At 39.9% G+C, this 26,782-nt stretch carries 18 protein-coding genes; 12 read left to right on the forward strand and 6 right to left on the reverse strand.

All coding sequences use genetic code 11. The features are described 5' to 3' along the window. Positions 1–49 precede the first annotated feature (49 nt). Positions 50–205: a hypothetical protein gene (locus tag PGN18_RS17795; protein WP_335320945.1), complete on the forward strand. Its 156-nt coding sequence runs from the start codon at positions 50–52 to the stop codon at positions 203–205. Here PGN18_RS17795 and PGN18_RS17800 read toward each other — a convergent pair. The 6 genes from PGN18_RS17800 to PGN18_RS17825 form a co-directional block, all read right to left on the reverse strand. Continuing rightward, positions 194–940, reverse strand: coding sequence for a LytR/AlgR family response regulator transcription factor (locus tag PGN18_RS17800; protein WP_335320946.1), 747 nt, complete (start codon positions 938–940; stop codon positions 194–196). The genes PGN18_RS17795 and PGN18_RS17800 overlap by 12 nt on opposite strands. A gap of 679 nt (positions 941–1,619) precedes the next feature. Next, positions 1,620–4,763: an efflux RND transporter permease subunit gene (locus PGN18_RS17805; protein ID WP_335320947.1), complete on the reverse strand. Its 3,144-nt coding sequence runs from the start codon at positions 4,761–4,763 to the stop codon at positions 1,620–1,622. 28 nt (positions 4,764–4,791) lie between these two features. Then, entirely contained in the window at positions 4,792–5,880 is a 1,089-nt protein-coding gene (locus PGN18_RS17810; protein WP_335320948.1) for an efflux RND transporter periplasmic adaptor subunit, read from the reverse strand. Positions 5,881–5,890: 10 nt separating this feature from the next. Then, positions 5,891–7,159, reverse strand: a complete 1,269-nt coding sequence (locus PGN18_RS17815) for a TolC family protein (RefSeq protein WP_335320949.1) — start codon at positions 7,157–7,159, stop codon at positions 5,891–5,893. A 235-nt stretch (positions 7,160–7,394) separates the two neighbouring features. After that, a complete protein-coding gene (locus tag PGN18_RS17820) occupies positions 7,395–8,750 on the reverse strand; it encodes a sensor histidine kinase (RefSeq protein WP_335320950.1) in 1,356 nt (451 codons plus the stop codon). Beyond that, complete coding sequence (locus tag PGN18_RS17825; RefSeq protein ID WP_335320951.1) at positions 8,751–9,428, reverse strand: response regulator transcription factor; 678 nt, start codon at positions 9,426–9,428, stop codon at positions 8,751–8,753. 324 nt (positions 9,429–9,752) lie between these two features. On the opposite strand from PGN18_RS17825, the gene PGN18_RS17830 reads away from it, so the two are divergent. The 11 genes from PGN18_RS17830 (at position 9,753) to PGN18_RS17880 (ending at position 26,319) form a co-directional block, all read left to right on the forward strand. Beyond that, positions 9,753–10,382, forward strand: coding sequence for a DNA-3-methyladenine glycosylase family protein (locus tag PGN18_RS17830; RefSeq protein WP_335320952.1), 630 nt, complete (start codon positions 9,753–9,755; stop codon positions 10,380–10,382). A gap of 244 nt (positions 10,383–10,626) precedes the next feature. Further along, the gene (locus PGN18_RS17835) at positions 10,627–11,190 is read left to right on the forward strand and encodes an RNA polymerase sigma-70 factor (protein WP_335320953.1); all 564 of its coding nucleotides are present in this window, start codon (positions 10,627–10,629) and stop codon (positions 11,188–11,190) included. A 63-nt stretch (positions 11,191–11,253) separates the two neighbouring features. Then, the gene (locus tag PGN18_RS17840) at positions 11,254–12,198 is read left to right on the forward strand and encodes a FecR family protein (RefSeq protein WP_335320954.1); all 945 of its coding nucleotides are present in this window, start codon (positions 11,254–11,256) and stop codon (positions 12,196–12,198) included. A 123-nt stretch (positions 12,199–12,321) separates the two neighbouring features. Beyond that, positions 12,322–15,666 carry a SusC/RagA family TonB-linked outer membrane protein gene (locus PGN18_RS17845; RefSeq protein WP_335320955.1) on the forward strand — a complete coding sequence of 1,115 codons (3,345 nt, stop codon included), beginning with the start codon at positions 12,322–12,324 and terminating at the stop codon, positions 15,664–15,666. Positions 15,667–15,677: 11 nt separating this feature from the next. Beyond that, positions 15,678–17,201 (forward strand): RagB/SusD family nutrient uptake outer membrane protein, encoded by a 1,524-nt coding sequence (locus PGN18_RS17850; RefSeq protein WP_335320956.1) that lies wholly within the window; start codon positions 15,678–15,680, stop codon positions 17,199–17,201. Further along, a complete protein-coding gene (locus PGN18_RS17855) occupies positions 17,195–19,060 on the forward strand; it encodes an alkaline phosphatase (RefSeq protein ID WP_335320957.1) in 1,866 nt (621 codons plus the stop codon). The genes PGN18_RS17850 and PGN18_RS17855 overlap by 7 nt, the downstream gene beginning before the upstream one ends. A 95-nt stretch (positions 19,061–19,155) precedes the next feature. Further along, complete coding sequence (locus tag PGN18_RS17860; RefSeq protein WP_335320958.1) at positions 19,156–20,058, forward strand: metallophosphoesterase family protein; 903 nt, start codon at positions 19,156–19,158, stop codon at positions 20,056–20,058. A gap of 194 nt (positions 20,059–20,252) precedes the next feature. Continuing rightward, complete coding sequence (locus PGN18_RS17865; RefSeq protein WP_335320959.1) at positions 20,253–20,633, forward strand: LytR/AlgR family response regulator transcription factor; 381 nt, start codon at positions 20,253–20,255, stop codon at positions 20,631–20,633. 8 nt (positions 20,634–20,641) lie between these two features. Further along, the gene (locus tag PGN18_RS17870; protein WP_335320960.1) at positions 20,642–21,109 is read left to right on the forward strand and encodes a hypothetical protein; all 468 of its coding nucleotides are present in this window, start codon (positions 20,642–20,644) and stop codon (positions 21,107–21,109) included. A gap of 162 nt (positions 21,110–21,271) precedes the next feature. Then, positions 21,272–23,047, forward strand: coding sequence for an aminopeptidase P family protein (locus tag PGN18_RS17875; protein ID WP_335320961.1), 1,776 nt, complete (start codon positions 21,272–21,274; stop codon positions 23,045–23,047). A gap of 578 nt (positions 23,048–23,625) precedes the next feature. After that, positions 23,626–26,319 (forward strand): DUF5695 domain-containing protein, encoded by a 2,694-nt coding sequence (locus PGN18_RS17880; protein WP_335320962.1) that lies wholly within the window; start codon positions 23,626–23,628, stop codon positions 26,317–26,319. Positions 26,320–26,782: the final 463 nt, after the last annotated feature.

The following is a 26,782-nucleotide window of genomic DNA, read 5'->3' on the forward strand; positions in this document are numbered from 1 at the left end:
TTTGCGTAATGTACTCTTTTGATGGTTTTTAGGCGGCTAATTTTCTTTTATGAAAAGAATAACAGACCTAAAATCAACCCGGAAAACTGCATTTGTTTTCCGCTCGGAAAAAGCAGGTAATGCCCGCTTTCAAAAAACTGATCCAACAACCAGTACGGTAACAGTAATTACAACACTTACTGGTGTACAGCGATCAACCCCTTAAACGTTTTGATGCAAGGGTTTGATTATCAATGTGATCCATAAATGCCTCTTTGTATTGTGGGGTCATGAGCACTTCGTACTTTCCAAGGTCGATTTTGTGTCCATTGATCTCCTTTACATAGGAGGTGTTTATGATGTATGACTTATGGACACGGTAGAAGTGTTCATTTTGCTGGAGTTTTTCTTCCATTTCCTTAATGGTCATGTAAACTGAATAATCATTTGTTGGCGTGTAAATGTGTACATGGTTGTTTGATCCCTGAAGGTAGATGATATCCTTTTTAAGTACTTTTGTCAATCTGCCGCGTTCACCATTTGTACGCAAGAAAAATGCACCATCATCTTCGTTTACAAGATGCTGTGCATCATAACACTCTGAAATTACTTCGTTAACTACTATTGCGAAATCTTCAATGTCAAAAGGTTTTAACAGATAATGTTTAGCCCTGACCTTAAAAGCATCAAGTGCAAATTCAGGATAAGAGGTGGTAAAAATAATGTTGTGTGATTTGTGCTTAAGGTTATCAGCAAGTCGTAAGCCAGACATGGCTGGCATATCGATATCTAAAAAAATTAACTGTTTACTTCTCTCTGTGATAATCTCGCTTAATGCTTCTATTGGTTTAGTGAATATGCGGTTGACCTTTAACCTTGGCATTTCTGCAATATGATCTTGCAAAATATGAATTGCGGTCGGATCATCATCAACAATGATGCAAGAGATGGAGTTTTTCATTAAGATCAGTTTAAATTAGATAGAGGCAATCTAATCATTTATCCTTAAATTAAATAGCAAAAAATGAAGAACATGGGAGGCTACAAGATAAAACCTAAGCTCGGTCTGCTACTATTTTATCAAACAAAATATAAGTCCAAATAGAACTCGCGCGAACAGAAAGTCCATCATTACCTTCACCTAACTGCTATGACGAAAGTAGAGAAGAGTTTTAAACCGTATTGCTAATCCATTAGCTAATAACAACTAGCTTTTAAAAATACCTTTTAGCAATTTGCCATAGCTGCCATTGATTTTATTAATTAATTGTTTGATTGTTAGTTGCTTATGCAATATGTATTTCCATCCAACACGGCCTTAGCACTGTATCTCCGTTCTACTTAAGTCCGGCCTAATTTTTCGGACTCCACTGACCAAGCCCTACCACTGGCTTTGAAAGAAAAATTTTCAGCCGGCATTTTATTGATGTTTGTCTATTGTTTTTATTTGCATTAATGAGCTCGGCAGTGCCTCGGTTTTGTTACTTTTTGATGCAAAAAGTAAGAGCCCTTCGGCGGCGGTGAGCCGAGGCAAGACTGGGCTGTATGGCATAAGTAATTAGTTACGTCATTTACATTGATTTTTATAAAATAAATTATCCCTCTGCATGACAAATCGCTAATGGATGGCGTCATCCAGTTTACATTTTTACATCATCCATTCGTACTGGCATCATTTTATCTACCTTTTTGCGGTATGACCAATAAAATACGATTGGATAAACAAATAGGTTAAATAAAGTATTCGTAACCAACCCGCCAATGACTACGATAGCCAACGGTTTTGAAGCTTCTGAACCGATTCCGGTAGAAAGTGCTGCAGGCATCAAACCAATGGCCGCCATTAAAGCTGTCATCAATACTGGTCTGAACCTGCTGGCAATTCCATCGCGCATGGCATCAGTAAAAGTCCAGTTTGGATGGTATTTTAGTTCTGTGATGTTGGTTTTGAATCGGGTAATAAGAATCACTCCGTTCTGCACACAGATGCCAAACAATGCAATAAAACCGATCCCTGCCGAAATATTAAAATTTACACCAGCAGCCAAGAGGGCCAATATCCCGCCAATCATGGCAAAAGGAACATTGTTTAATACCAATAGCGCATCTTTGATGTTTCCAAAGAGCACAAAAAGGATAAAAAAGATCAATAATAAACTTACCGGAACGGCCTGCGATAACCTCGCAATAGCCCTTTGTTGGTTCTCGAAATCGCCAGCCCACTCCAGCTGATAGCCTTGTGGCAATTTGATTTTGGCATTTACTTTCTGCTGAGCTTCGGCAATTACACTCCCCATGTCGCGGCCGCGGATTGAGAATTTAATGGCTCCGTAACGTTTGTGTTTATCACGGTAAATCATACTTGGCCCCGTAATCTTGCTAATGCTCGAGATTTCACCCAATTGAACATTTGAACCCGATAGGGTAGGTACGCGTAATTTACTAATGGAGCTTTCGTCATTCCTAAAATCTTCAGGATAACGGATAATCAGATCAAATTTGCGTTCGCCTTCATAAATCTGTGTTGCGGCCTTACCGCCAATAGCCATTTCAATTACGGCATTAGCATCTGCTGTGCTTACCCCATATAAGGCCATCTTTTTCTGATCAAGGTTAATCTGCAGTTCGGGCTGACCGAGATTTCTTAAAATGCCCAAATCTTCAATGCCATCAACCGTTTTTAAAATACTTTCTATCTTTTCCTCTTCCTGTTCAATGTATTCAAAGTTCTCACCAAATAATTTCACCACTATCGATCCCTTTACGCCTGAAACAGCTTCTTCTACGTTGTCTGAAATGGGTTGTGAGAAATTAAGGCTGATGCCAGGAAAGCTCTTTAATTTCTCCTGCATGCGTTCAATCAGCTGTTCTTTACTCTGCTTGCGTTTCCATTCTTTTCGCGGATAAATATCTACATGAAATTCCATATTGTAAAAACCGGTGGCATCTGTTCCATCGTTCGGCCGGCCGGTTTGCGACATCACCTGTTTTACTTCCTCAAAACTTAAAAAGATCTTTCTCATTTCATTTGAAAGTTTTTTGGTTTCATCTAACGAGATACTTAAAGGTCCGGTAGCACGGACATAAATGGAACCCTCATCTAAACTGGGAAGAAATTCGGTACCCAAAAACTTAAAACTGAAAGCACCTAAAAGCAGTACAATAATGGAAATGCTAAAAACAAGTTTCTTTTTTTTAAAACAGCTATCATAAAATCGGAGGGTTGATTTGGTAATCCACTCTAAAAAGATATTATGTTTCTCTTTTACATTTTTTTTCAAGAGCACGCTGGCCATAGCAGGAACTAAGGTAAAGGTTAAAATTAGCGCACCCAATAAGGCAAAACTTAAGGTCCAGGCCAATGGAGAGAACATTTTGCCTTCAACCTTTTCAAATGTAAAAATAGGTAGCAAACCAGTAATAATGATCAGTTTAGCAAATAAAATTCCCTTTCCGTTTTCAAGACTGGCTTTTTTAATAAAACCGAGTTTACTCATTTTATTGAACTTTTCCATGCCCAATTTTTGGGCCTTTGCGTCTAACACGACAAAAATTCCTTCAACCATCACCACAGCACCGTCTATAATAATCCCGAAATCGATAGCGCCCATGGATAGCAGGTTGGCTGGCATACCCTTTAGTTTAAGACAGATAAAAGCAAAAAGCAAGGCTAATGGGATAATAATCGAAACGATTAAGGTCGTGCGCCAATCGGCCATGAAAAGAAACACAATCAGCGTAACAAATAAAATCCCTTCGAGCATATTACCCATTACCGTGTGTACGGAGTAGTTAACCAGGTCTTCGCGATCGTAAAAAGGTTTGATTTTTACATCATCGGGCAAAATGGTGCTGTTGATGGTATTGATCTTTTCTTTTAACCTTGCGATTACCTCGGAAGGATTGCCGCCTTTTCTCATCACGATAATGCCCTCTACTACATCTGGATCTCTATCGCGGCCAACCTGACCCAATCTTGGCAGGGCCGATTCGGCTACATCAGCAATGGTTTTGACATAAATGGGGGTGCCGTTGATGTTGTCAACAACTACATTTTTGATTTCGTCTATATTGTTGAGCACGCCGATACCACGAACCACATAGGCCTGACCGCTCTGCACAATTACATCACCACCTACATTAATATTGCTTTTAGATACCGCTTCGAAAAGTTCAGTTGCACTTACCCCGTATTGAATGGCTTTCTGCGGATCCACCGTAATCTGGTAGGTTTTAACCTCTCCACCAAAGCTCACCACATCGGCAATGCCTGAAACGGATAAGAGTTCGCGTTGTACAACCCAATCCTGTAAGGTTTTTAATTCCCTGACCGATTTTGTATCACTTGTTAGGGTATACCGGAAAATTTCTCCTGTCGGTCCGTAAGGTGGTTGTACTTCAGGATTAATACCATCTGGCAGATCGGCTTCGTCAAGATGATTATTTACCTGTACCCGAGCCTCGGCATAATCTACATCATCTTCGAAACTTACTTTTACAATGGACAAGCCAAATAGCGAGGAAGAACGGATACTGGTTCGCTTTTCAGTAGGATTCATGGCAATTTCCAATGGTCTGCTCACAAATTTTTCTACTTCTTCTGCACTGCGGCCCGGCCATTGGGTAATAATGGTGATATTGGTGTTGGTTACATCCGGAAAGGCATCGATCGTGGTATGTTTGAAGCTTAGATAACCCGCGAGGATTAGGATAAAAGTAGCAAAAAAGATGAAATATTTATTCTTCAGTGCAAAGCCAATAATGCTTTTTATCAATTTATTCATTTTTAAAATCTAAGATGATGAAAAGAAACTATTGTGTTTTCAAGCTCTCGAACAAGAAAACCTGTTTGGAAGCAATAATGCGGTCGCCGGCCTGTACGCCTTTGCTGACGTAGACTTTGTCAGCAGTTTTACGGCCAATTTCGATCTCCTGGATTTTTACTTTATGATCCTGTCCCAAAACAAGCACATAATTTTTGTTTTCATCGAAAATTACGGCCCTTGAGTTTAAAACCGGAAGATCAACGGCAGAATTTGCCGAAACCTTTACCGTTCCGAGCATGCCCGGCTTGAGCAGGAAGCCAGGATTTGGAATTACCACCCTTGCATTCATTACTTTGCTGTCCTGATCAACCTGGTTATATAATTTCTCTATTTTCCCTTTAAAAATTTGATTTGGATAGGATAGGGTGGATAAACTCACCTCGTCTCCTGCTTTAACACGTGAAATGTCCGACTCGTAAATATTGATCATGGCCCAAACGTTAGAGAGATCGGCGATGGTAAAAAGGCTTTTATCATTATCACCACGCAGCTGCATGTTTTGGGTAACATTTTTTTCGATCACAAAACCGCTAATCGGCGATTTAATCGCGTATAATCCTGTACTGCTTCCACCATTAAGCTTTAATACTGAACTGGCCCTTTTCGCTTCAGCTTTTTTGATCTGATAGTCGTTTTTGGCTTCTTCCAATTCTTTAGCTGATGACAAACCACTCTGAAAAAGTTGCTCGGCTTGTTTTACAGCCCTTTCTGCATTTTTAAGTTCGGCATTGGCTGCAATAACCTCTTTATCAAAACCCGCCATTTCAGAACTGGTGAGGGTAGCCAGTGTTTGTCCGCTCGAAACCTGATCGCCCAAACGTACGCCCACGCGATTTACTGTTCCACTTACCATTGGGAAAAGTTCTGACCTGCGTTCTTCATTTGCAGTAATTTTGGCCGAAAATATCAGTTCGGTTTTGCTGTTTGCCTGCTGTACAGTATCAATTAGCAAACGGTTGATCAAAGAATCGGTAATGGCAAATTTATCATTTGGTGCAGCCGTTTTGTGTTCGCTACAAGCCAATAATAAACTGGTTGCGGCAATGATTACCGTATTTTTATAGAGATTTTGCATGAAAATTTATTTAAAAAATATTAGAACCGGTTACATAATTAAGTTCAGCGCGAGTACTCATTCTTTCCGATTGAAGTTTATTAAGCTGAAGCGTGTTTTCTTTGTAGGCATCGTAGAGATCCAAAAATTCGATCAGGCTGATGTTCCTTGCCTTGAAATTTTTGATCAGACTTGAAACCAGTGTATTAAAGTCGGTACCGAAAGCAGGATCAATCTCTGCAAATAATTTTTCATTACGTAAGGCGGTCTTATAGCTGTTAAATACCTCGTTTTCCAGTAAAGCTTCCTGTTTTTTAATATTTACACCTGCTGCAGTAATGCCAATCTGCGCCTTTTTAATTTCTCCCTGGTTTCTGGAGAAAAGGGGAATTGGGATCTTAATGCCTAAACCGGTATATTTTTCTGGATAATTCCCTTTAAGGTCGTAACTCAGTCCAACTTCTATGTCAGGAATGGCCATTGCTTTTTGAAGCTTTAAATTACGTTCGTTGTAAAGCAGATTGGTTTTGGCTAGTTTGAGGTCAGCACGGTTGGCCCTTGCTGAATCTAGTAATGCCTGATAGGGAATTTTATCTACAGCGGGGGAGGTGAGGACTGATTTATCTAAAACTAAAGTAATTGAAGTGGAAGCGTTGACTCCGCTGAGCAACTTCAAATCTTTATAGTAATCTTCCAGTTCATTCAGTAATTCAGCCTGTTCTGCTTTGAGGTTAATCAATAATGATTTAATTCTGATTACATCTTTTGCTGCAACATTCCCCATTTTTAATTGAAGGTCATAAGCTTTCGCTAACTGATCGGTAGAACTGATTTGTTCCTGATATACGTTAACCGATTGTGCAGCAAAATAGGCTTTGTAAAAGGTGGTAACGAGTTCAAATTTTAGTGTTCTAACCAGATCAAAATATTCGTATTCGGCCATTTTAACTCCAGTTTGGGCCAGTTTGATATTCTTATTTCGTTTGCCGGCAAGTTTGAACAGCTGAGAAATAGATCCGGCATATTGGCCATAGGCGTATGAGGTCTGCAGAAATTTCTTTGTTTCGTGATTGTAAAAAAGGTTTTCGTATTCTAGCGTTGGGTTTTCGAAAAGTTTTGCCGTAATGATTTCTGCTTTTGCCTGATCAATTTCATAATTACTGGCCAATAAATCGAAATTATTCCTTAAAAAAAGACTTTCTGCCTGGCTTAAGTTTAAGCTCAAGGTATCACGCTGTGCGAAGGCTGCACTGGCTGTTAGTGCCCAGAAAAGAATGAGCCATGAAAATATCCTTATCATATCAGCAAAACTATCTATGCCAGATTAAAGGGGGATTAAATTGTGCTTAAAAGGGGATTAAAGTTGGGGTTGACCTCTTCACTCATACTATCATTTCGAGCGGAGCGCAACGTAGTCGAGAAATCTGTCTCGAGGTAGATCTCTCCCCGCCTGTACGTGCAGGCCTTTCCGCACAGGCGGGCGCTCCACTTCGTTTCGGTCGAGAGGACGACTTTTTATGGAAGAAGAAAAGTAATTACGAAAGTTTTCTCAACTTCACCGAAAAAATGCAGCCCCCTTTTTCTGGGATGCTAAGGGTAATCTCACCTTTAAGCAGATCGATTATTTTTTTGGCCATGTAAAGCCCCATTCCTTCACCACTATGGCCCTTCTCTTGTGCACGCGTGTAAAAAGGCTTAAAAATATCCGCTTGATTTGCAGGTGAGATCCCCGGTCCATAATCGGTGACATGGATCAACAATTGATTTTTAATAGATTCAACAAATATATTTACTTCTTGATTATTGGAAAATTTAAAAGCATTAGAAATGATATTATTCAGCGCAATCTGTATCAAAGTGTCATTGGCCAGTACTTCGGGTTTTGGATCGATGGATTTTTCATAAGTAATTTTAACATCAAGGTCTTTTTGCGTTTTCCATCCGGTTTGGATTTTAGAAAGAAGATCATCAAGTTTGATCGGAGACAATTTCGAATTGATCAGGTCAAGGTCCATTTTTGCGAGGGCTACTAAACCAGTGATGGTATGTTCCATTTTTTCGGCATCCTCAAGCATTGAAGCGATTGCATTTTGGTAGGCAGCCTGATCTCTATTTTTTGACAGCGAAAGTTCAGCGTTCATCATGATCCTGGTAACTGGTGTTCTAAGTTCATGCGAAGCATTGGCTACAAAGGTTTTCTGTAGTATGAAAGCCTGTTCAAGCTCTTCCATCAAATGGTTAAAACTTTGGGCAATGAGGTTAATTTCGTCTTTGTTGTTATTTTCTTCTACCCTAAATCCCATGTTTTGAGCACCGGCCTGTTTTACTTCGAGCATAAATTTTTGCAGCGGTTTCAGCATTTTCTGTGCAACCCATCTGCTTAGTAATAATATCACAATCGAAATCAGGATGAAGATAAAAATCATAATTTTCAACAGTTTGTCGAGCTTGTTTTGCGAGCCCTGGTCGTTGGCCGAAGCAAGAATGACGAAGTCGCCCTGATTATCTTTATAATAAATACCAACTACCTGGCGCTGACCATCCGTATATTTTAAACGACCTTTTCTGCGTACCTGATCAATGGTTGCAGGGGTCCAATATTGGGCAGTATCGCCGATGAAAGTAGCCCTGTTCTTTTCGTCATAAATACGAATGACCTCGCTGTTTAACTTCTGAAGGTATTTATGGCGTACTGTGTTCAGTGCATCGCGACTGATTTCATCGGCTTCGAGGTACAATTTAGCGGTAACCATTGTACGGTCGGTTAGGCGTTCGAAAAAGTCGGCCTCCAGAAATTTCATAAAAGTAAAATATACCGTACAGAGCACTGCGAAGAGCATTGAAGTGCTTATTAGGGTAAAATATAGTGCTATACGGTCTTTTATCTTCATTTACTTCAAAATATAGCCCATATTAATCTTGGTGTGGATCAGTTTCCGTTCAAAACCTTTTTCGATTTTTTTTCGCAGAAAATTGACATAAACGTCAATTACATTGGTACCAGTTTCGAAATTGATGTCCCAGGCTTGCTCTGCTATAAATTGTCGCGAGAGCAAACGTTTGGGGTTCCGCATAAAAAGTTCAAGTAGAATAAATTCTTTGGCGCTTAATTCGATTGGCTTACCGGCGCGGCTTACTTCTTTGCTGTAGGTATCCAGAATAAGGTCTTCGAAGTATAATTTATGCTCTTTTTTTGTTTCAATAGGTGGCTGTCTGCGCAAAAGTGCTGCAACCCTGGCCAAAAGTTCCTTCAGGTGAAAGGGTTTTACAAGGTAATCATCAGCACCGGCTTCTAAACCAGTAACTTTATCATCAACGGTACCCATGGCCGTAAGCATTAGGATTGGCGCTTGCAACGCTTTTTCTCTAAGGTGTTTGCAAAGCTGAATGCCATTTAAACCAGGCATCATCACGTCAATAATCAGGAGGTTGAAACTGCCACTCAAAAAAAGATCCAGCGCATCAATCCCATTAGCTACAGTAAGTACCTGATAGTCGTTTTCTTCGAGTGCCGATTTCAAAAGTTCAGCAATTTTAGGGTCGTCTTCCGCAATTCCGATCTTGAGCATTCAGCAAAAGTAACCATCTCATCTTAAAAAGGGATTAAAATGGTTGTATTTCTGGTATTGGAAGATTTTCAAGACTTATTTCGTCATTACAAACTAAGAAGGGGGTTCTCTGCAGGAACGAAGCATAGATTTTTGAGCTTCATATCCAGGCTATCGATTTGGATATTTGACTATATTATGGTAAATGATACTTCGTTGCATTCGGCATGGCATAAAATGGCAAGCAAACTATATTTTATCTATCTTCTGGTATTTCACCAGCGAAATCACTATGCGATTCATAATATTCAAGTAACCTCATTATCTTTGAAGACATCTATTTTTATGTTCGAAAAACTTGACCAGGCCAACTATCATCAACTTTGTTACTTATTAGCTAGTGATCACCCGGAATTTCAATTAATTTTAGATCAATACGGTCATCCACCCTTTTGGTCGCGGCCAAATACTTTCGAATCATTGGTGCATATTATTCTGGAACAGCAGGTTTCTCTGGCTTCGGCTTTGGCCGCATTGACTAAATTGAAAGAAAAAATTCAGGAAGTTACGCCTGAAAGATTGTTATTACTCACCGATCAGGAATTAAGAGATTGTTATTTCAGTCGGCAAAAAACAGCTTATGTTCGTCATTTAGCCGAAAACATAGTTAGCGGAGCATTGTCTTTGAGCGAAATGGAGGAAATGGACGATCTGACCATTAGAAGTCAGCTCAAAAAAATCAAAGGGATCGGTGATTGGACGGTAGATATTTATCTGATTTTTATGCTGCACCATCAGGATGTTTTCCCGATTGGAGATCTGGCTGCGGTAAACTCACTAAAAAAAGTAAAAGGCTTGTCAGCAACAGTGAGTAGAGAAGAAGTATTGTTCGAAGTAAGTCAATTTAAACCTTATCGAACTATTGCCACCATGCTGTTGTGGCATGCGTACTTATCTGAAAGAAAGCGGAAGTAAATTTCCTTTACTTGTTTATGGAAAGCATGTCTAACTACAATTTAGGTGCCTTCACTCGTACCATTAATTTAAATGCTTGACCTATAGGTATGCGTATATAAATTCAACTGAACCAAAATAGCTATAATGTAAAAGTAATTCCTTGGACATTTTGCCTCATTCAGGATAAATTTTCTCTTTAAGATTTGTTAATAATAAGGGAATATTGAGCTGGTAGCTTTGCTTCGAAAAAAAGCAGCATCCCTTGAGCGAAACTTTACTCTCCTCTTTACAGCGCGGAAGCCATCAGGCTATGAAGGAAATTTACCGGTTATATTGGTCAGCTATTTTTGATGCTGCGCTGAAAAAAATGGGTGATGAAGCTCTTGCACAGGATATTACCCAGGAAATTTTCATTTCACTTTGGGAAAATCGTAAAACGATTAAGCTGTCTGGAAGCCTTTGTGCCTATCTATATGGTGCTGTAAAATATAAAGTGATTAATTATTTCAAGTCTGGTAGCATTAAAGAACAGCACCAAAATGCGCTTAAAGCTTTGATGGATGAACAAAATACTGCAGCGGCTGATGATAAACTAATTTTAAAAGAACTTCATTCAGAAGTTGATCATGCCATTGCGCTACTGCCCGAAAAAATGCAGTTGGTATTCTCAATGAGTAGAAAGCAGGAGAAATCCATCAAAGAAATCGCTGCAGAACTGAACGTTTCTGTGCAAACGGTGAAAAACCAAATTTCTGCCGCACTAAAACTTTTGAAAAAAAGTCTTTCCTATATTTTGTTAATTGCTGCACTAATTGGCTTAACATAAAGTTAATTTATAGATAACATTTTTGGTTAGTACCCATCCGCTTTTCAACTGACATGTATTTAAATGACAGAAGAACAGGCAAAGGAATTGCTGCAGAAATATCTCGATCAGCAAGCGAGTCCGCAAGAGCAAAAAAAGGTTGAAGAATGGTATACTACACTCCATACAAAAAATGGGATAGTACCGCCCTACCGTAAAGCAAGAATAGGCGCTCAAATGTTTGCACAACTTCAGGTTGTCATGGGCAACGAGCCTAAAACTGGCAGAATATTGAAATTTCTTCCGTTTATCAGCGTTGCCGCTGCTACATTTTTTATGCTCACAATTGGCATCACGATTTGGAAACTGAACACCAAAGTTTCATCTGAAAATCAGCTGACCATAATTACCGGAAGTAAGCAACAGAAAAGAATCACTTTACCCGATGGTTCGGTAGTATTGTTAGGGCCCTCGGCAAAACTATGCTACCCTAAAGTATTTGCTTCAAACAGCCGTCAGCTTGAACTAAAAGAGGGGGAAGCATTTTTTGATATATCCCATCAGGAGAAAAGACCATTCACCGTGCGTACAAGTGTTGGGTTAAACATTAAAGTTTTAGGTACCTCTTTCAAAGTTAAATCTTATGAGGACAGTAAACAGCTTGAGGTTGCCGTGGTTACGGGTAAAGTTGCGGTCAGCAATCAAAAAGGTAACCTGGGTACGCTGGTTAAGGACGAATCTTTAACTTATGATAAAAATGCCGGCCGTGCAGCTATCCGTAAAATCAAAGCACCTGCTTTTATCGAATTTGCTTTTGATGGAACAAGCCTTGATCAGGTGATTGCTAAGCTCGGGTATGTTTACAGCATTAAAATTTTGCTTAGCGATAAAAGTTTGGGCAAGCTTAAAACAACTGCTTCTTTTAGTAGCAAACAATCGCCGGAAGAGATTCTGGATATTATCTGCAGTCTTCATCACCTTAGGTTCAACGCATCAAAAAATCATAAAACATTTAATATATACAGATGAAATAGGGATATGATATAGAACTATGTACGGTTATCGGTCAGACCGGGTACCGCAATCTTCTTCCTGGCAAAAAAGCCAGTATAAATAAAGCTTTACAAAAATAAAAATCAAACAAATTAAGCAATGAAAAGAACCTCCGTTAAGAGGACACCAGCTCTTTACAAGATCATGAAATACTCATGTTTAACATTTACCATTCTCTGCATTTTTTGCAGCTCTATCCTCGCTTCAGCAGGTATGGCACAAAAATTAGAAAAAACCAAGGTTAGCCTTACCATAAATAAAGGCCGTAAAATGACCGAGATCATCAAAGAAATCGAGTCCCGTACCGGACTCAGTTTTGTATACGATCCGGATCAGCTTCAACAAAAAAATATGTCGGTAAGCGGTGATTTTACCACCGAGCCTGTAAGATCACTGTTAGATCGTTTAGGGTTACAAGTGCTGGAAAAAGGCGGATACGTGATTTTAAATAATGCCGTAATGAATAAACCAGACCGGGTTATTACAGGGGTAGTAAGAGATACCACAGGTTTGGCGCTTCCAGGTGTATCGGTAAAAGTATTGGGCACGCAAAGTGGTACCATTACTGATGGAAATGGTGCTTATCGCATTGCAGTTGATGCAGATGCTGTATTATCATTCTCTATGATCGGTTACCAGACCAGGGAAGCAAAAGTAGGCGAAGAGCAGGTAATCAATATGGTTTTGAAAGAAGAACGCTCTACACTTGCTGATGTAGTGGTTGTAGGTTACGGTACGCAGAAAAAAGAGACCTTAACCGGGGCAATCAGTATTGTAGGCCTGGATAAACTTTCTTCACGCTCATTAAACAGTGTTGGCGAGGTACTGGCCGGAAAATCGCCAGGTGTGATTGTAACCAATGAGGGTGGCGATCCCACTTCTGCACCACGCATCAATATCCGGGGCGCGGGCGGTATCAATGGTGAGAATGTACTTTATGTAATCGATGGCTCGATATTTTCAGGTACACCACAGCTTAATCCTAACGATATCGAATCGATATCGGTACTAAAAGATGCATCTGCAGCTATTTATGGAGCAAGAGCTTCTGGCGGTGTGGTATTAATTACCACTAAAAAAGGCAAAAGCGGAAAAATGCAGATCAGTTTCGACGCTAAATTGGGCCAGCAGAGTGCCTGGAAAAAGTTAGAGCCTTTAAATGCACAGCAACGTGCGCAGGTAGCGGCAACCGCCGCGAAAAATGGTGGCAGTAACCTGCTACCAGCTTTCGACCCTGCAAAATATCCTGACGGCCAGATTACGCGCACCAACTGGATGGATGAGGTTTTTAGAATTGGACAATTACAGGATTACAACGCAGCGATAAACGGTGGGAGCGAAAAGTCTAACTACTACCTCAGTTTTAATTACCGTAACGCAGAAGGTATCGTCTTAAATACCAAAACTAAACGTTACAATTTCAGGATCAATACCGAACACGAAGTTACTGATTGGTTAAAAGTGGGCGAAAATCTTTCGTACAGCAGTACCAATGGAAACGGAGCCAATACAAGCAGTGATTATACAGGCGCCTTACTGTCTGCCATTTATTATCCAACCAACGGCACACCCTATAATGCAGATGGGAGCTTTGCAGGTTTGCCAGGGTCATATGCAGGAGATTACGGGGATATTGTTAACCCGGTTGCCGATTTAATGCGTATTGATATCAATAACCCTGTAAATGTTTTAGTGATCAATCCTTATGCTAACCTTAAATTGGCTAAAGGTTTAACTTTCAGGTTGAATTTAAGCGTGACCAAATCAGACGCTGCCTTTAAAAGCTTTACACCAAAAAGGCCAGAGGTTGGAAAACCGGTGCTAAGCAATAGTTTGGTAGAAAGAAGCGATAAAGCAACAGACTTCTTAGCAGAACAGGTTTTAAATTATAAAACATCGTTTGCGCAGCACCAGTTAGAATTTACCGGTGGTTATACATTTCAGAAAACCAAAAGCAGTGGCTTATATGCCTCGGCTACAGGTTTTGATGATGAATCGAAACAATACCGGTATTTGGGTAATGCAACAGTTCCTCAACCTTCATCCAGTTACTTTGATGCAAAAGCACTTTCTTCACTTTTTTTCAGGGCAAATTATAACTATGGCGAAAAGTATCTTTTATCGTTGATCGGTCGCCGTGATGGTTCATCCATGTTGGCCAAAGAAAACCGATTCAGAAATTACGGATCAGTTTCTGCAGGTTGGGTAGTGAGTAAGGAAGATTTCTTGAAAGATATGCGCTGGTTAAATGAGTTTAAATTAAGAGGCAGTTATGGCATTTTAGGAAACCTGGGCAGTCTTTCATCGTCAGCAGTCAATCCGTTATTAAATCCTACTCAAAGTTATTTCGGACAATCGCCAACCTTACAAAACGGCTATATCCAGACGGTTTTGGCTAACAGAAACCTAACCTGGGCTGAATCTAAACAAACCAACATCGGGCTTGACCTGACGGTTTTAAACCGATTGAGTGTAGTGGCTGATTATTTTATTAAAGAAACTGATAAAATGATCTTAAACAGAACGCTGCCTGGAACGGCTGGCTTAAACATCCAAACCATTAATGCCGGTATAGTGAAAGATAAAGGTATTGAGTTAGGCCTAACTTACAACAGCGATAAAAATGCAGCCTTCACCTACTCGGTAAATGCGACTTTAACTAAGATAAACAACAAGATAGAAGAACTCATCCCTGGTATAGAAAACCAAACGGTATCTACTAATTTTAGGAACGAGGTTGCCCCCCTTACCAATAGGGTAGGACAGCCGTTGTATAGTTATTTTGTATTGAAAACCGATGGTATTTTTCAGAGCCAGGCAGAAGCCGATAACTATAAAAATGCCAAAGGGCAGAAAATCCAGCCGAATGCAAAAGCGGGTGATTTTAAATTCGTAGACATTAATGGCGATGGATCAATTGATAGCAAAGACCGTTATTTTGCAGGCAGTGCCTATCCTGATTTCTCTTACGGATTAAGTTTCAATGCAAGTTATAAAAACTTCGATTTCAATATTTTTGTACAAGGTGTACAGGGCAACAAGTTGTTTAATGCTGTAAAGCGTACTACTTATAGTGCTTCCGGACCTTCATATAACAAATTGGTTGGCATTTTAGATGCCTGGTCGCCAGAGAATCCAGGTGGTAAAGTACCGATTATTTCAACCAGTGATGCTAACGGAAACTTTGCTGCTTCTGATTTTTATATAGAAGATGGCTCTTACCTGCGTATCCGCAACGTAACCTTGGGTTATAGTTTGCCAAAATCGATCGCTAATAAACTAAAAACAGGCGGTGTCAGAATTTATGCTACGGCAAACAATCTTTTCACCATCACTAAATATTCAGGCTTTGATCCTGAAATCGGAATGGACAACAACGGAGTAGATGTTGGTCGTTATCCACAAGCCAGAAGTTTTATCCTTGGTTTAAGCGTAAATTTATAATCACAACAACAATGAAAAAGAATTTAAAATATTTGGCATTCGCCGCCCTTGCTGTTTTCTCTTCATGCACAAAACAGCTTGATATTACACCAGAAGGTTCTCCTTCTGCACAGAATTTCTGGAAAACCAAAGAGGACGCCCTGAAAGCCGAAGGTGGAATGTATGAACTTTACAATGCTGAAGATTTCTACGGTCGTGGGATGTTCTGGTTTATCAATGCCAGTGATGACATGGTTACCGGCCGTAACAAGCCAGAGGCCGATAACATTAAAAACTTTAACCGTACCTATGTAGGAGGCGGTTATACCGAAACGCAGTGGAGTATGCGTTATGCCATTATTAAACGGGCCAATGATATCATCAACAATGTGCCTAACATTAATATGGATGAAAGTTTAAAGAAACAGATTATTGGTGACGCTTATTTTAATGCTGGTTTGGTTTATTTTCAGCTGGCAGCAAACTATGGTAACGATAAAGCAGGCGTTCCAATTGTTAAGCCCGAAACAGATGCATCGCAGCCAATCCCACGCGCTAGCAATGTAAATGAAAATTATGATTATATTATTTCGCTTCTGTTAAAAGCTGCAGATAACCTTCCGTTTTTTTCAGCGATGAAACCTGCTGATTATGGTAAGGCACATAAAACAGCAGCGTGGGCGTACTTATCTAAGGTATATCTGTTTAAGAAGGATTATGCCAACGCCGCTAAATATGCAGATATGGTTATCAACTCCGGGCAGCATGATTTAATTAATACAGGTTTTGCCGATGTTTTTAAGGCTTCAAACAATTGGTCTAAAGAATATATCTGGTCGGTGGTTTGTACACCAAGCGGTGGCGGAACGGGCTGGGGAAGCAAGCTGCCTGGTGTAATGTTAACCAACAAAGCGTGGGGTATTTATAATGGATGGGGTTATTACCTGCCAACCAAAGAACTTTACGATTCTTACGAAGCTGGCGATCAACGCCGTGAAGCGACTATTTTGAAGCCCGGCGATAAATTTATGTTTTTTGGTGCCGAACGTAGCTTTACCAAAGATGGTGGTGCAACTTCAAATTACCAGTTTAAAAAATACATGGAGCCTTTTTCTTACGCTAACCCTATTCCAACGCATGTTAACCCTAACGGGGATAACGGAACAACTGACTTAAATGTACCACTAATGCGTTATGCCGAAGTATTATTGATTAAAGCAGAAGCTGCAATTAACGTTAGCGGTGCAGGAGCAGGCGATACCGAATTGAATAAAATCAGGCTTCGTGCAGGTTTAGGTGCTAAAACAGGAATGACTATGGATGACCTTAAACGCGAACGCCGTAATGAGCTTGCCGGAGAATGGGCAGATCGTCACCGCGATTTGGTAAGATGGGGCGATGCGCAAGCTACCTATGCTAAACCATTACATGATTATGATGGCAGTGTCATTTGGCCGGCAAGAACTTTTAATCCACAGGTGCATGATGTTTGGGCAGTGCCACAGAGAGAAATCGATAACAGTGCAGGTGTAATTAAACAAAATCCAGGATGGTAAAAAAAATAGGGATCAACTTTGCAGCATTAGCTTTTATGCTGGGGCTGCAAGGTGCTTCTGCTCAGGTTAAGCTAAATGCAAACCGTGGACATAGCCACAATGATTATAAACAGGAAATTCCGCTTCTTACAGCATATTATGCCGAAATGGGATCTATTGAGGCCGATGTGTTTTTAAAAGATGGTGAATTGTATGTCGCACATGAAGCTTCAGAAATTAAACCAGATTTTACACTTAAAAAAGTATACCTCGATCCGCTAGCCCGGTTTTTTAAAGCAAAAGGGAATCATCCTTACACCAATGCAGCCCTAAAACTGCAGTTGGTGGTTGATGTAAAGGAAGATTACCAGCATGTGCTCCCCGTATTGTTAAAAGAACTGGAAGGTTATGCCGAAGTATTTGACGTAAAAAAGAATGCCAATGCGATTAAAGTAGTCATTAGTGGCGATGTGCCGGCACCAGCTGATTTTAAAAATTATGATGAGAAATTATCTTTTGATGGCAGGCCGTCAACCATTTATACCAATGCACAATTGGCCAGGGTGGCGATGATCAGCGATGATTTGAAAAATCACACCGTATGGAATGGGAAGGGCAACCCGACTAAAACGGATGAAGCCAGGATGAGAGCCATTATCACACAGGCGCATCAAAAAGGCAAGCCTTTCCGTTTCTGGGCTTCACAGGATAGTCCGAATACCTGGATAGTGCTTGAAAGGCTTGGTGCAGATTGGATCAACACGGATCAACCAACTAAACTGAGCGATTTTTATCTTCATCAGGATAAATTGAGTTATACCAATCTCAAACCGTATACACCTTATACACCCACTTACAAAAGTGACGGACAAAACAAGGCCCCAAAAAAAGTCATTTTGTTAATTGGCGATGGGATGGGACTGGCTGCCATCCACGCCGGTTTGATTGCCAATCATGGCGATCTGAACATGGCCAGGTTCCATTACATTGGCTTTTCTGAAACCGCTGCTGCTGATGCGGGAAATACAGATTCGGCTGCGGGAGGTAGTGCGATGGCCATTGGTTATAAAACCAATAACCGTTATATCGGAATGGGGCCTGATGATCAGAAAAAAACCAATTTGGTTGATAGTTTATCCATCTTCGGTATTAAAAGTGGTATCATCACCGTAGGCGACCTGACCGATGCTACACCAGCCGTATTTTATGCGCATCAGCTTGATCGTTCTTACAATGATGCAATCGCAAATGATCTGTTAAACAGCAAGGCTGAAGTTTTAGTCGGTTCTAACCGCAAAGCTTTCGGGCAGAACAAAAACAGCATGCTTTTGGCAGATCTAAAAACTAAAAGTTTTCAGGTAACCAACAATTTAACCGATTTTGAAAAACAGCACAATGGTAAACAACTGGTTTTGTTGGATGATTCGGCCACCCGGTCAGTATTAAAGGGCCGCGGTGATATGCTTAAAAAATCCTTATCACATACCATCCAGATTTTATCGAAAAACAAACCCGGTTTCTTCATTATGGCCGAAGGTGCGCAGATTGATTATGGTGGTCATACCAACGATCTGCCTTATTTGGTTACCGAATTGCACGATTTCGACCGAACCGTCGCCGAAGCACTGCGCTTTGCTGATCAGGATGGGGAAACTTTGGTTATCGTAACTGCAGATCATGAAACAGGTGGATTAACGCTTTTGGATGGCGATGCTAAAAAAGGATTGGTGAGGGGTGAGTTTAGCACCAACGACCATACAGGGATCATGGTGCCGGTTTTCGCATATGGCCCAGGTGCACAAAATTTCAATGGTGTTTATCCTAATCATCAAATTTTCCATAAAATTATTCAAGCTTGTCGATTGGCAAAGGCTAGATAACTAAAATAAGATTAATATGTCATATCGCGGTGCCTGTACCTATTACAGCACCGCTTTTTCCTAACATATAACTTAAATTAATAGAGAAACACTTGATGGAAAGAAGATCTGCAATTAAAAATATCGGTGGCCTTTTTTTGGTACCAACATTATCGCAAGTTTCGTTACCTCTTGAGAAAAAGCCTGTTTTAAGGATAGCACACATTACCGATGTACACCTGAAAAACCAATTTAATGCACCAGTACGATTTGCAAAATGTTTGCATCATTTACAGGCACAATCGCCAAAAGTAGATCTGATTTTAAATGGTGGCGATATTGTTTTCGATATGAACAAAGAAAATATTAGTGCCATTAACGATCAATGGAAACTGGTACAGGAAACCATAAAAAACGAATGCAGCGTTCCTGTACGTTATTGTCTGGGTAACCACGATATCTGGTGGAATGAGGATAGCAAAGGCGATGTATTTTATGGAAAAAAATATGCAATGGGTAAATTGGGCTTGGTTAAACCTTATTATAGCCTGATAAAGAGTGGCTGGAAAATCATCGTGCTGGACAGTACTCATTTGGATATCGACAGTACCTGGTACATTGGCAAATTGGGAGATGAGCAATTCAGCTGGCTAAAAAATGAATTGGACAACACCCCTAAAATGATGCCTGTGATGGTGATGTCGCACATTCCAATCCTAACTGCATTATTGATGATAGAAGATAATATTGTAAACAGATGGACCATGCTGGGTGGTGATATGCATACCGATACTGCTAAAATTATTAATCTTTTTTACGCGCATCCTAATGTTAAATTGTGTTTAAGTGGTCATTTGCACATGCGTGATCAAGTAGTGTATAACAATGTGACCTATCTTTGCAATGGCGCGGTATCTGGCGCATGGTGGGAGGGTAACAGAAGAGAAACCGCACCTGGTTATGGTTTGATCGACTTATATGAAGATGGGAGTTTTGAAGAGCAGTATGTAGCATATTGAGGAAGTATATCTATAAGTATCGAAATCGACGATCTGGTTTCACTAAATAACTCGTTTAGACCTTTTTAAATATATACGTTATAAAAACGTCTAATTAGTATGTGGGTTATTACCGTAATTTTACCCTATTTTTGTCTTTCTATATAGATTAGGGTTAAGATATGTTAAGTTTGGTGTAACCTATCTAAATGCTTATGTATTACAATTGTGCAATTGTTGATGATGAACAGCACGCCATTGATGTACTTCACGAATATATTGAAGACATTCGTTTTTTGAAGTTATCCAACACCTTTAAAAATCCCATTGAAGCATTAAATACAATTAGTGCCAGCGATCAAATCGATTTTCTTTTTTTAGATATTGATATGGATGGAATGAAAGGAACAGAATTGTCTCGGCATCTACGCTCCAAGGCAAGGTTTATAATTTACGCATCTTCCCATCTTGAAAATGAAGTGAGGGAAATAGATGCTGACTTTGAATGTTATTTGGGGAAACCGATCTCGATGAAACGTTTCGCCGGTACCATCGATAAACTGATACGACTTAATAACCTGCCTACAAGCAATTGAAATAGCTTATGATTCAACTTGATTATCTTTTTGAACAGGAACTCTTAGAAGATGTACCATATCAGTTGATACGTGCCGGTATGAAAGATCCCTGGTTGGTATTATCTGCACGCAAGGTTTTGGGTATTATTAACGAAGTTGAAGGAACCTGGACTCAAATTGTGGGTGATGATATTCCCCCAATGGCTATTGAAAAAATGGGTATTTTAATTAACAGACAACAGTTTAGCTGGTTGCCAGAACTGATTAAAAATCAATGGCCAAAGTATGTCCTTGATGTGATTGTAGAAAATTTAGAGCGTTATGAAATAATTTGTCATGAAAAGGCTTGTAAAAGGCATTTTGAAAAACGTTTTACATTGGGTATTCACGCATTGGCTGAGCGCGAATCAGCCATGGTTTTTAATGTACGGTGCTTTCAAATGGCAGATTCATATGAGGTGATCAAAGCCCCTTCAATTGACCGCTATGCTTGATTTTCCGTTGTATTTTGGTGCTTCTCAAAAGTGGATGAAGCTCAATACTCAAATCATTCGCAAATCACTGTTCTTCAGAAATGATCGAAGCGCAGGTATAATAATTCTTGTTTTGAGATGTCAGCGTAATATTTAAATTTGGCTCGCTAAAACAAATCAAACATGACTTTTGCCGAAAAATTGCAGGACTTACGACAATTAATGCTTGCCGAACAAGTAGATGCTTATATCATTACTTCCGCAGATCCACACATCAGCGAGTATTTACCGGTACATTACAAGGCCATTCCGTTTGCCTGCGGATTTACTGGTTCAGCCGGTACATTGGTTATTACTCAAGATTTTGCAGGTTTGTGGACTGATTCTAGGTACTTTACACAGGCTGGATCACAATTGATGGGTACTGGTTACGGGTTGGTTAAGCTGAAAGTGCCCCATACGCCGGAGTATATCGGTTGGCTATCCGAAGTGCTTCCAAGTGGAGCAAAGGTTGGCTTTAATTACGAACTCATAACAGTGGCACTGGCACATGAGGTGCAATACACTTTGGCCCAATGTAAAATAGATATACGCCATGTTGATTTTATCAGCACCATCTGGCAGGATAGGGTAGGACTACCAGCTGAAAACGCATTTTTAATTGAAGAAGAAGCTGCGGGGCTTAGCATTTCGGCTAAAGTTAATGAGGTAAGAAAAGTTTTAAAAATAAATAAAGCGGATTATCATTTTATTTCGTCACTTGATGACATTGCCTGGATGTTTAATTTAAGGGGCAAGGATGTAGAATATAATCCGGTCACTTTAGGTTTTGCTTTAATAACACCTGAAGAGGTGAAACTCTTTATAGAAAAACAAAAGCTGTCGCAAACGGATATCCATACTTTAAATCAGCAGGGTGTAGCACTGCATTCTTACTCCGAAGTGGCTACTGCTCTAAAAAATCTACCAAAAGATATACAGATTTTTATCGATCCAAAACGTACCTGTTTCGGTTTGTTTGAATGTTTGCCAAAAAGTTCTAAAATAATTTCAGGTATTAACCCGAGTACACATTTAAAAAGTTTAAAGAACAATACCGAAATTAATCATATCAGAAAAGCGATGCTGCATGACGGCATAGCTTTAACCAGGTTCTTTAAATGGATGGAAGATCGTTTAGGTAATGAAAAGATTACAGAATGGTCTGCAGCAGAAAAATTGGCTTCGTTTAGGGCGGAACAAGAATCTTTTGTGGGTTTGAGTTTTAATACGATAGCAGGTTATAACGCAAATGGTGCATTGCCACATTACAGTGTAACAAACGAGAGCAATCAGGATATTTTAGGTGATGGTTTGTTTCTTGTAGATTCAGGAGGGCAATATTTGTACGGTACAACCGATGTTACCAGGGTAATGCCCATTGGTAACTGTTCCTCAATTCAGGCTGATGATTACACTTTAGTGCTAAAAGGTTTGATAGAAGGTTCTAAATTAATTTTTCCAGAAGGTACAAAAGGTTATCAAATCGATTCCATCTGTAGAAAACCTTTATGGGAACATGCTATCAATTTTGGTCATGGAACCGGGCATGGTATTGGATTTTTTCTGAATGTACATGAAGGCCCCCAGAATATTAGTCCGGCTAATGTAGATGTAGTCTTTAAAACAGGTATGGTAACCTCCATAGAACCTGGAATTTATCGCCCGGGAAAACACGGTGTGCGTATTGAAAACCTGGTCTTATGCGTATCTAAAGGAAATAGTGAATTTGGCGGTTTTCTCACTTTCGAAACTTTGACTTTATGTTTTATCGATACCACTATTATCAATAAAACACTTTTAGCAGCAGATCAGATCGAATGGCTAAATCAATACAATCAAATGGTGTTCGAAAAGCTTCAACACATGTTGTCAGAAGAAGAAGTTATGTGGTTGAAAGAAAAATGTAAGCCAATTTAAAATTTGCCTGAACAAAACCGCTTGTTTAAAGTAGCAAGTCCAGTAAATTTCCTAATTGTTATCAGCAGTAACGACCCTATCTTACTAAAAATCTGTAAATGGTAGAAAAAATTTGTTGTATAAAAATTAACAGGATTGAAAGATGAATTTTAAGTAGGTGATATTGTACAATGAATCGTCATTCCCAACTTGATCGGGATCTTAATGCAAGCGCGTTAAAGTTAGCTTCGCTGAGCCGTCGTGGTCCTCACATGCGCGAAATCAGATGCTATTGTTACTATTAGATCCTGCCAGCGGTAACTTGCAGAAGATCCCATTACTTACAAATATAAGCTTAAATGGTTTGATACCATTTGTATGGTCATGCAGCTTACCGCTTCACGCCAAACTTCTTGTAAATACACCAATTCTTTACCAATTTTGCGCTATTTCTAGCTTCCGTGCACACTTTACCTTTTAAATTTTATTTTTGGTTTAACTAACATTCATAAATCCGCTTTGTCGTTATGATTATCGAACCAAATAAAAAAAGTATCTTCTCTATATCAATCTGTAAAGCAATATTTTGCTTAATTTTAATGCTAATAAATGTTGAAGTGATTCATGCCCAATCGCCATGGATTGCCTTAGGTAAAAAACCATCTACTTTGGGTCTGGGAAATGGTTTGTCAACCTATAATGCTGGGGCATTTAATCTAAAACTCGTTAAATCGTCTCAAACTGTGGCAAGTCTTCAACCTAAATTGATTAAAGATTTTGATTTTGTACCCAGCGATAGTTTAAAAGTACGTAGTTCTGATGGCTTATACCACCTGGGTGATATCAATTTAAAATTACGCTATACTAGCGAAGAAGCATGGAAAAGCTACAGTACAGCAGCGAAGCGAAGCCCTGTAAAGAGTATCGTGGTAGGTAAAAACATCCTCGCTGCTGCTGATTTAGCGGCAACACTTCCGGCTGATATCCCGCTACAGGTAAAACGCATCTGGGAAATGGTTAATGGAAAACTGGTGCTACGCTTTGAGCTTAAAAACAAAAGCGACAAAAATGTAGAAATTGGTGCGCTTGGCATCCCAATGATCTTTGATAATATTTTAGAAGGGCGTACATTGGAGCAAACCCATGCCAAGAATGTATTTTATGATCCATATATTGGAAAAGATGCCGGTTATTTACAAGTTACCCGCTTAAGCGGACATGCACCTTCATTACTTGTTGCTCCTTTAGGTCATACGCCATTTGAAGCTTACAATCCGCTTAACGACGATCGGACACCAAGAGGAATTGCTTTTGAAGGTTTTTACGAATGGATGGTGTATAGTAAAGCCTATGCAGAGAACGAATGGAAGAATGCAGAACAATGGAATACGCCAACTTCAACCGTGTTAAAGCCAGGCGAAAGCCAGAGTTATGGTCTTCAGTTTATTCTTTCAGGTACAGCAAAAGACATTGAAAACAAACTGATTGAAAATAATAGACCGGTAGCCATATCCGTTCCGGGTTACGTGCTGCCTAAAGATGTAGATGGTAGATTATTTATTAATTACCCTAAAAAGATCAAAGCTATTCAGGTTCAGCCCAAAAATGCATTAAAAATTGTCGCATCAGCCTCAACTAAAAACGGTTGGAAAAGTTATATGGTAACGGGTAATACCTGGGGAAGGGTCAGATTATCGATTACTTATGAAGATGGTTTGGAGCAAACCATAAATTATAAAGTAATTGATGCCGAGCGCGATGTCATTGCGAATTACGGTACCTTTTTGACAACTAAGCAATGGTTTAACCAGCCCGATCCTATTTTTAAAAGAAGCCCTGCCGTGATTACCTACGATAATGAAAAACAGCAGCAAGTAGTTCAAGATAACCGGGCCTGGATTTCAGGTTTGAGCGATGAAGGCGGTGCAGGTTCGTGGTTGGGCGCCATGATGAAACAGTTGGTGAACCCTAAAAAAGAAGAAGTAGATAAATTAAAACAATTTGTGGATAGCGTTATGTTTGGGAGGATACAGCTTAAAAGCGGACCTCAGAAATATGGTGTAAAAAAGAGTTTATTTTATTATGCGCCAGATTCTCTTCCTAAGGACACTTATGATGCGAACATTAACTTTAAAGTTTGGTCTGCATGGCCTAAAAAAGAAGCGGATAACCTTGGCCGGTCTTATAATTACCCACATGTTGCTGCGGCTCATTGGGTAATGTACCGACTTGCCCGTAATTATAGCGGGCTTTTAGACGAGCAGAGCTGGAAGCAACACCTTATTGATGCTGCTGAAACGGGTATGGCCATGGTCAATATTGCGCCTTATTACTCGGAATTCGGTCAAATGGAGGGTACGGTATTTTATCTTATCTTGAACGACCTCAAAAATGAAGGGCTAACCTTGGAGGCAACACGGTTAGAAAATGAAATGAAAAAGCGGGCAAATCACTGGCGATCTTTACAATACCCATTTGGTAGTGAGATGCCCTGGGATTCTACAGGTCAAGAAGAAGTTTATGTATGGTCGAGTTATTTTGGTTACCAGGATAAAGCAGATGTTACGCTTGATGCCATTCTGGCTTATATGCCTGTGATACCGCATTGGGCTTACAACGGTAATGCCCGGAGGTATTGGGATTTTCTTTATGGTGGTAAACTTTCGCGTATAGAAAGGATGATCCATCATTATGGTTCGGCGCTCAACGCCATTCCCGTTTTAATGGATTATCGTAAAAATCCTGGCGATTTTTATCTTTTACGTGCGGGTTATGGCGGCCTATTAGGTGGAATATCTAACATCACTCGGGAAGGTTTTGCGCCTGCGGCATTTCATGCTTATCCATCAACCCTAAAAAATGACGGGATTACTGGTGATTATGGATCTGGGTTTTTTGGCTATGCGGTTAACACGGCTACTTACATTTTACAGCATCCTGAATTTGGCTGGTTGGCTTTTGGTGGCAATCTGAATAAAACCGGCAATATGATTAATGTTAAATTGACTACGGCGGCAAAATCATCCGTTTATATTGCACCTGCAGGGCTTTGGATCAGTCTTGATGCCGGAACCATTGATGAAGTGGTTTACGATACCACTAATGGTGAGATTCGCCTAAAACTTACAAAAGCAAATGAGTATATGCCTAATGCCTTATTGAGGTTGTCGCAACCTGCAAAGGTTAATGGAACTGCTGTTTATTCAGTAAAAAGCAAGGGCACGGAGAAAAGGGGAGGATATGAATTTTCACTATCAAAAGATCATACCACTGAAATCATTATTCAAAAGTAAAATCAAACTGCCTATGGCGTTCCTAAGGGCGCTATGGATTAGGGAATGGAACAGTGTCTCTGAACCGTTGAATAGTGAGGTCTTCATTCCCAACTAGCTTGGGAACCACGAAGTGATCATGAATACCAATGAAAAAAGGAAAGCTTATGAATAATCGTAATCCAAGCGCTTTAAGATTTCCGTATGCATGAGAATGACGATCAGATCCGTTCGTAGCGTTCCGAAATGCTCTATGGATTTTAGAATGGAACAGCGTCTCTGACCCGTTGAATAGTGAGGTTATTCCCAACTCGATTGGGAACCACGAAGTGATCATGAATACCAATGAAAAAGGGAAGCTTATGAATAATCGCAATGCAAGCGCTTTAAGATTCCGGCATGCGCGAGAATGACGATCAGATCCGTCAGGTGCGTTCCGAAGTGCTCTATGGATTTTTAGAATGGAGCAGCGTCTCTGACTCGT

This window comes from Pedobacter terrae, assembly GCF_036946585.1.
Classification (GTDB): domain Bacteria; phylum Bacteroidota; class Bacteroidia; order Sphingobacteriales; family Sphingobacteriaceae; genus Pedobacter; species Pedobacter terrae_C.

Coding starts and splice junctions, on each gene's coding strand:
- PGN18_RS17795 (WP_335320945.1), top strand. CDS start 50: ATGAAAAGAATAACAGACCTAAAATCAACCCGGAAAACTGCATTTGTT.
- PGN18_RS17800 (WP_335320946.1), bottom strand. CDS start 940: ATGAAAAACTCCATCTCTTGCATCATTGTTGATGATGATCCGACCGCA.
- PGN18_RS17805 (WP_335320947.1), bottom strand. CDS start 4,763: ATGAATAAATTGATAAAAAGCATTATTGGCTTTGCACTGAAGAATAAA.
- PGN18_RS17810 (WP_335320948.1), bottom strand. CDS start 5,880: ATGCAAAATCTCTATAAAAATACGGTAATCATTGCCGCAACCAGTTTA.
- PGN18_RS17815 (WP_335320949.1), bottom strand. CDS start 7,159: ATGATAAGGATATTTTCATGGCTCATTCTTTTCTGGGCACTAACAGCC.
- PGN18_RS17820 (WP_335320950.1), bottom strand. CDS start 8,750: ATGAAGATAAAAGACCGTATAGCACTATATTTTACCCTAATAAGCACT.
- PGN18_RS17825 (WP_335320951.1), bottom strand. CDS start 9,428: ATGCTCAAGATCGGAATTGCGGAAGACGACCCTAAAATTGCTGAACTT.
- PGN18_RS17830 (WP_335320952.1), top strand. CDS start 9,753: ATGTTCGAAAAACTTGACCAGGCCAACTATCATCAACTTTGTTACTTA.
- PGN18_RS17840 (WP_335320954.1), top strand. CDS start 11,254: ATGACAGAAGAACAGGCAAAGGAATTGCTGCAGAAATATCTCGATCAG.
- PGN18_RS17845 (WP_335320955.1), top strand. CDS start 12,322: ATGAAAAGAACCTCCGTTAAGAGGACACCAGCTCTTTACAAGATCATG.
- PGN18_RS17850 (WP_335320956.1), top strand. CDS start 15,678: ATGAAAAAGAATTTAAAATATTTGGCATTCGCCGCCCTTGCTGTTTTC.
- PGN18_RS17855 (WP_335320957.1), top strand. CDS start 17,195: ATGGTAAAAAAAATAGGGATCAACTTTGCAGCATTAGCTTTTATGCTG.
- PGN18_RS17860 (WP_335320958.1), top strand. CDS start 19,156: ATGGAAAGAAGATCTGCAATTAAAAATATCGGTGGCCTTTTTTTGGTA.
- PGN18_RS17865 (WP_335320959.1), top strand. CDS start 20,253: ATGTATTACAATTGTGCAATTGTTGATGATGAACAGCACGCCATTGAT.
- PGN18_RS17870 (WP_335320960.1), top strand. CDS start 20,642: ATGATTCAACTTGATTATCTTTTTGAACAGGAACTCTTAGAAGATGTA.
- PGN18_RS17875 (WP_335320961.1), top strand. CDS start 21,272: ATGACTTTTGCCGAAAAATTGCAGGACTTACGACAATTAATGCTTGCC.
- PGN18_RS17880 (WP_335320962.1), top strand. CDS start 23,626: ATGCTAATAAATGTTGAAGTGATTCATGCCCAATCGCCATGGATTGCC.